The 6,008-nt window shown below is 66.5% G+C and carries 5 protein-coding genes; 3 read left to right on the top strand and 2 right to left on the bottom strand.

Going from position 1 to position 6,008, the window contains the following annotated elements; translation table 11 throughout:
- The 3 genes from BEN49_RS09940 to BEN49_RS09950 form a co-directional block, all read left to right on the top strand.
- Positions 1–1,162: serine hydrolase domain-containing protein (locus tag BEN49_RS09940; RefSeq protein WP_141765639.1), on the top strand; the 1,162-nt coding region annotated here is incomplete at its 5' end.
- Positions 1,080–1,505 carry a hypothetical protein gene (locus tag BEN49_RS27405; RefSeq protein WP_070742875.1) on the top strand — a complete coding sequence of 142 codons (426 nt, stop codon included), beginning with the start codon at positions 1,080–1,082 and terminating at the stop codon, positions 1,503–1,505. The genes BEN49_RS09940 and BEN49_RS27405, both read left to right, overlap by 83 nt.
- A gap of 148 nt (positions 1,506–1,653) precedes the next feature.
- Entirely contained in the window at positions 1,654–4,479 is a 2,826-nt protein-coding gene (locus tag BEN49_RS09950) for a S9 family peptidase (RefSeq protein ID WP_070742876.1), read from the top strand.
- A gap of 262 nt (positions 4,480–4,741) precedes the next feature.
- Here BEN49_RS09950 and BEN49_RS09955 read toward each other — a convergent pair whose 3' ends face one another.
- Positions 4,742–5,599, bottom strand: a complete 858-nt coding sequence (locus BEN49_RS09955; protein WP_070742878.1) for a hypothetical protein — start codon at positions 5,597–5,599, stop codon at positions 4,742–4,744.
- Between the two features lie 61 nt (positions 5,600–5,660).
- Positions 5,661–6,008, bottom strand: a 348-nt coding sequence (locus tag BEN49_RS26755; RefSeq protein WP_204376082.1) for a hypothetical protein, incomplete at its 5' end; no start/stop codon positions are given.

A 6,008-nucleotide genomic window follows, 5' to 3' on the forward strand; every position in this document is an offset into this window, starting at 1 on the left:
CTGCCGGGGGCCCCCCAAGCGCGGCCCCCGCCGGCGCCCCGACGCCGGGCGGGCCGCGCGCATCGCGGCGGCGTTTCCGGTGCTCGATAAATTGTACGCCGATTACGCGGCCCGGCAGCACGTGCCCGGCCTGGCCTACGGCCTGGTGGTGGACGGCCAGTTGGTGCACACCGGGGCCGTGGGCTACGCCAACGTGTCCACTCAAGCGCCCGCCGGGCCGCAGGCTGTGTTCCGCATCGCCAGCATGACCAAGAGCTTCGTGGCGCTGGCCGTGTTGCGCCTGCGCGACGCCGGCCGCCTGCGCCTCGACGACCCCGCCGAAAAGTACCTGCCCGAGCTGAAGGCCCACCCGCCGCTATTGGCCGGGGCCCCCGCCGACGCGCCGCCCATCACCATCCGCCAGCTGCTGAGCCACAACGCCGGCCTGCCCGAAGACAACCCCTGGGGCGACCGCCAAATGGGCCGCCCCGACGCAGATTTGCGGGCCCTGCTCAGCCGGGGCGTGTCGGCGGCCAACGCACCGGGCGTGGCCTACGAATACAGCAACCTGGCGTTTGCGCTGCTGGGCCGCCTCGTGAGCACGGTGGCCGGCCAGCCGTTTCAGGCCTACATCACGGCCAACATTTTGCGGCCCCTGGGCATGGCCCACACCTACTGGGACTACCGCCAGGTGCCCGGGGCCCTGCTCGCGCACGGCTACCGCCCGGCCGGCGACGCCTGGCAAGAGGAGGCGCTGCTGCCCGATGGCGAGTCGTTTGCGGCGCTGGGCGGGCTGCTCACTTCGGTCGAGGATTTTGCTAAGTACCTGGCGTTTCAAGCGGCGGCATGGCCGGCGCGCCCGGGGCCCGAAACCGGGCCCGTGCGGCGCAGCTCGGTGCGCGAGGCGCAGCAGGCCTGGACGCCGGCTGGCCTAAACGCGGCCTTCCGCTACCCCAGCGGCCGCGCCTGCCCGGTGGCCACGGCTACGCTACGGCCTGCGCACGGCCCAGGATTGCGCCGCCGCCGGTACGTGGGCCGACAGCGGCGGGCTGCCCGGCTTTGGGTCGCACTGGTGGCTGCTGCCCGACTACGGCCTCGCCGTGGTGGCCTTCGCCAACCAAACCTACGCCGCGCCCACCATCGCCAACTTCGGGGCCCTGGACACGCTGGTGGCGCTGGCTAGGCTGCGGCCGCGCCCGGTGGCCGCCTCGCCCATCCTGGCGCAGCGCCAGGCCGAGCTGGCCCGCTTGCTGCCCGGCTTCGGCCTAGACGCGGCCGTCGGCAACGCGGTTTTCGCCGAAAACTTCTTCCTCGACCAAGACGTGGCCACGCGCCGGCAGACCGCACAGGCGCTGTTTGCGCAGGCCGGCGCCATCACGGCGGTGGGGCCCCTGGTGCCGGAAAACCAGCTCCGCGGCCGCTTCCAACTGGTGGGCGAGCGGGGCACCATCGACGTGTTTTTCACCCTCTCGCCCGAAAACCCGGCCCGCGTGCAGCAGCTTGACCTGAAGCTGGCGGGCCGGTAGGGCCCCGGCCGCGCAGTTCCGGCCGCGCAGTTCCGGCCGTCCGGGCCCGTCTTTGGCCTGGTGGCGCTTACAATAAATAGTTGCCGGTTGTTAGTCAACTCCTAACCAGCAACTGACATCGAGCAATCGACAATTAGTAACTCTCCGCATGCGTAAATCTCTCCTGCTTCTCGCGTGCCTGGCTGGCCCCGGGGCCCTGCACGCGCAGCCCACGCCCAAAAAGCCGCTCGACCACACCGTGTACGACCAGTGGCAGAGCGTGGCCCATCCGCGCATTAGCAACAACGGCAAGTACGTGCTCTTCGAGGTGAAGCCCCAGCAGGGCGACGGCACGCTGTACCTGAAAACGGCGGCCGGCCGGGCCCTGCGCCAGGTGAGCCGCGGCGATTCGGCCTTGTTCACGGCCGACGCCAAGTTTGCCGTGTTCGCCATCAAGCCGCGCTACCAGGACGTGCGCCAGGCCAAAATCAAGAAGAAAAAGCCCGACCAAATGCCCAAGGACTCGCTGGGCGTGGTGGCCCTGGGCACGGGCCAGCTCACCAAATACGCCGACGTGAAATCGTTCCGGCTGGCCGAGGAGGCGTCGGTGCTGGCCTTCTTGGCCAGCAAGCCCGCGGTGAAGGACTCGCTAAAAAAAGCGCCGGTCGATACGGTCAAGAAAATCACTGACCGGCTGCTGCAAACCAACAAGGAAGGGGCCCAGCTGACGGTGCTGAACCTGCTGACGGGCCGCCGCCGCACCTTCGCGGCCGTGACCGATTACCAGGTGAGCAAGCCGGGCAACAAGGTGGCGTTTGCCGTGGCCGCGCCCAAGGGCAACAAGGACCCGGACGTAAAATCGGGCCTGTTCGTGTACGATTTGGCCGCGAACAGCGTGCGCCAACTCAGCGCCGGCAAGGGCGTGTACAAGAACCTGGCCTTCGACGACGCGGGCCAGCAGCTGGCCTTCACGGCCGAAAAGCACCCCGAAAAAGCGCTGGTCAAGCCCTTTAGCTTGTACTATTCCGACTTCCGCGGCGACAGCGCCCGGCTGGTGCTGGCCCCCGGCGGCGCGGGCCTGCCAGCGGGCTGGTCGCCGAGTGGCTTCGGCAAGGTGCTCTTCAGCGACAACGGCGAGAAGCTATTTTTCGGCACCGCGCCCGACCCCATTCCGCAGGACACGACGCTGGTGGACTTCGAAACGGCCAAGCTCGACGTGTGGAACTACAAGGACGACTACTTGCAGCCCATGCAGCTGAAAAACCTGAAGAAGGACTTGCAGCGCAACTACTTAGCCGTGGCCTACCCGCGCCAGGGCAACAAGGTGGTGCAGCTGGAGGACGCGTATTTGCGCGACTCGTTCACGGCCGAAAAGAACAACGCCGAGTACGTGCTGGCCGTGACCGACACCGCCAAGCGCGTGTCGATGCAGTGGGAGGGCACCACGCGCAAGCAAGCGTATTTGGTATCGACGCGCACCGGCGAGCGAATCGCCATCAACCCGAAGGCGGCCAAGAGCCGGTTTCAGCTCTCGCCGCTGGGCCGCTACGTGGTGTGGTACGACTACGCGGCGAAAAACTGGTTCTCATATGCCGTGGCCACCCGCAAAACCACCAACCTGACCGCCGCCACCGGCGTGGCGATGGCCGACGAGGAGAACGACTCGCCCGACGACGCCCAGCCCTACGGCATCGCGGCCTGGACCGAAGGCGACGCCGCCCTGTTGGTGCACGACCGCTACGACGTCTGGAAAATCGACCCCGCCACCGGCGCGGCCACCAATTTCACCGCCGGCCTGGGGCGGCGCGGCAAGCTCATCTTCCGCTACCGCATGGCCGTGGAGAAGCAGCACTTTGTGGGGCCCAAAGAGGACCTGATGCTGCTCGTGCAGGACGAAACCACCAAGCAGTGGGGCTACTACAAAAAGAACATAGCCGCCGCCGGGGCCCCCCAGCGCCTGGCCCTGGGGCCCTACGGCTACTCGCCGCTGATGCGGGCCAAAAATGCCCCGGTTTATCTTTATACCAAGGCCAACGTGGCCCAGCCGGCCGACCTCTACGCCAGCCGCGACTTCCAAAAGGAAACCAAACTGAGCAGCATTAATGCGCAGCAAAAGGACTACAACTGGTTTACGGCCGAGCTCACGCACTGGACCACGCCCAAGGGCTACGCCGCCACCGGCGTGCTCTACAAGCCCGAGAATTTCGACCCCGCCAAAAAGTACCCGATGGTGGTGTACTTCTACGAAAAGCTGTCGGACGGCTTGTATAAGTACACGGCGCCGGCGCCCACGCCCTCGCGGCTCGACATTGCCCTGTTTGCCAGCAACGGCTACCTCGTCTTCACGCCCGACATCAGCTACACCATCGGCGAGCCGGGGCCCTCGGCGGTCGAGTTCGTGAACTCGGGCGTGGAGGCTTTGAAGAAGAATAGCTGGGTCGACGGGGCCCGCATCGGCCTCCAGGGCCAGAGCTGGGGCGGCTACCAGGTGGCCTACCTCATCACCCAAACCAACATGTACGCCGCCGCCTGGGCGGGGGCCCCGGTCGTGAACATGACCTCGGCCTACGGCGGCATCCGCTGGGAATCGGGCCAGAGCCGGCAGTTCCAGTACGAGCACACCCAAAGCCGCATCGGCGGCACGCTCTGGGAAAAGCCGGAGCTCTACATCCGCAACTCGCCGCTGTTTTCGCTGCCTAATGTGCAAACGCCGGTCGTCATCATGTCGAACGACGCCGACGGGGCCGTGCCGTGGTACCAGGGCATCGAAATGTTCACCGACCTGCGCCGCCTGGGCAAGCCCGTGTGGCTGCTGCAATACAACGGCGAGGCCCACAACCTGGTGAAGCGCGAAAACCGCAAGGACATTTCCGTGCGCGAGCTGCAATTCTTCGACCACTACCTGAAAGGGGCCCCCGCCCCCGTGTGGCTCTCAACAGGCGTGCCCGCCGTAGAAAAAGGCCGCAACTGGGGCCTGGAAGCCTCCGCCAAGTAGCACCCGGGAGGGGAGAGCCGGTGTTGGGCGGCGGTTTAAAGCGGGGTGGTCCGGCGACTTTTTCTGTCGTCGGGCCACTCTTATTCAAATCCATTCTTACCAAATAAACAGGGGCTTCGGCAGCGGCTCCGGGCCATAGTCAGGGTGGTCCGACGACAGAAAAAGTCGCCGGACCACCCCGTTTTGGACCACTACCCGTTACTCTTAGCCTGACTACTTGATTTCAAAGAGCATACTCTGCCCTGCCGGGCCCCCGGCGCGGCTAGCGGTAGCCGAAGGGGATGCCGATGTTGAAGTAGGGGATGATGCGCTTCGACACGTTGGAGTACATCAGGCTGGCGTCGATGGGGCACAGCAGCGAGTTGATGCCCAGGGTGAGGGTCCCGCCGTAGATTAATTTGGCGGGCTGGGAATTGAAGTTTTCTCGCAGGAAGCTGTGGTATAGGGCGTTGGCCTTGGCCGTGACGGATACCTTCGGGCTCAGCCCGTAGCGGTAGCCCACCAGCGCGGCCACGGCGCTGTTGGTGTACACGCCAGTTTCGGGCAGGCCGGCGAAGGTGATTTGGTTGCGCAGCACGGTGCTGAGGCCGCCCACCACGAAGTCGTTGGCAATGGCCTGGCGGTAGCGCCAGTTGAGGCCCGCCTGGGCTTGCAGCAGCAGGGTGGCGCGCGGCGCCAGGGGCAGGAACTGCTCCAGGTTCAGCTTGTAGTGGCCGTAGGGCTGGAAGGAAAACAGGGGCGAGTTTTCCGTGCCCAGCAAGGTGGTGTCGCTCAGCAGCCGGAAGCTCGGGCGCTGGCGGTACACCACGCCCAGCTCTACCTCCGTGCGGCGGTCCCGGGTGGGGTAGCTCACGGCGTTGAGGGTGTTTTCCTCGAAAGTCAAGTAGTTGTTCAGCAGATGAATGTGGCCGTCGAGCTGGAGCTGGGCCGTGATTTCGGGCTGGAAGCGGCCGTACTCGTAGCGCGTGCCCACGCCCAGGGCCCTATTGCGGCCCAGCAGCCGCATTAGCTGGGCGCTGGCCGTGGCGTAGCGCTGGGTGTAGAGGCCGGCCTTGGCAAAATCGGCGGTGTAAGTGGTGATGCTGACCTGCTCGGCCTGGGCAATGAAGCGGCCCACCACGTTTTTGCGCGCCGTGAGGTATGCAGGTGCTTAACGCGCAGCCGCGGGTTCTCGCCGATGTTCACCGCCACCTGGCTGCTCGAAAACGGGGCCAGCAAATCCTGCGCCGCGACGCTGCCGATGAGGCCGATGCTAGTGAGCGAGTTGTAGTGCAGGCCCACGCCCACGCGCGCGGGGTGCGCTCCACGTCGAGCACAAGGCGGGCCGACGAGTCGGGCACGGGCTGCAGGGCGTAGGTGATCTTGCGGAAGCGGCGCGTACCAAACGCGTTGCGGATGGCGCTGGTGAGCTGCGGCGCCGAGTAGAAGCGGCCGGGGCGCAGCTGCATCTGCCGCACCAGCTCGGGGCGCGGCGGCGCTGTCCACGCCCTGCACGCGGTAGCCGGCCAGGTACACCGAGTCGGGCCGGG

This window comes from Hymenobacter coccineus, assembly GCF_001816125.1.
In the GTDB taxonomy this organism is placed as follows: domain Bacteria; phylum Bacteroidota; class Bacteroidia; order Cytophagales; family Hymenobacteraceae; genus Hymenobacter; species Hymenobacter coccineus.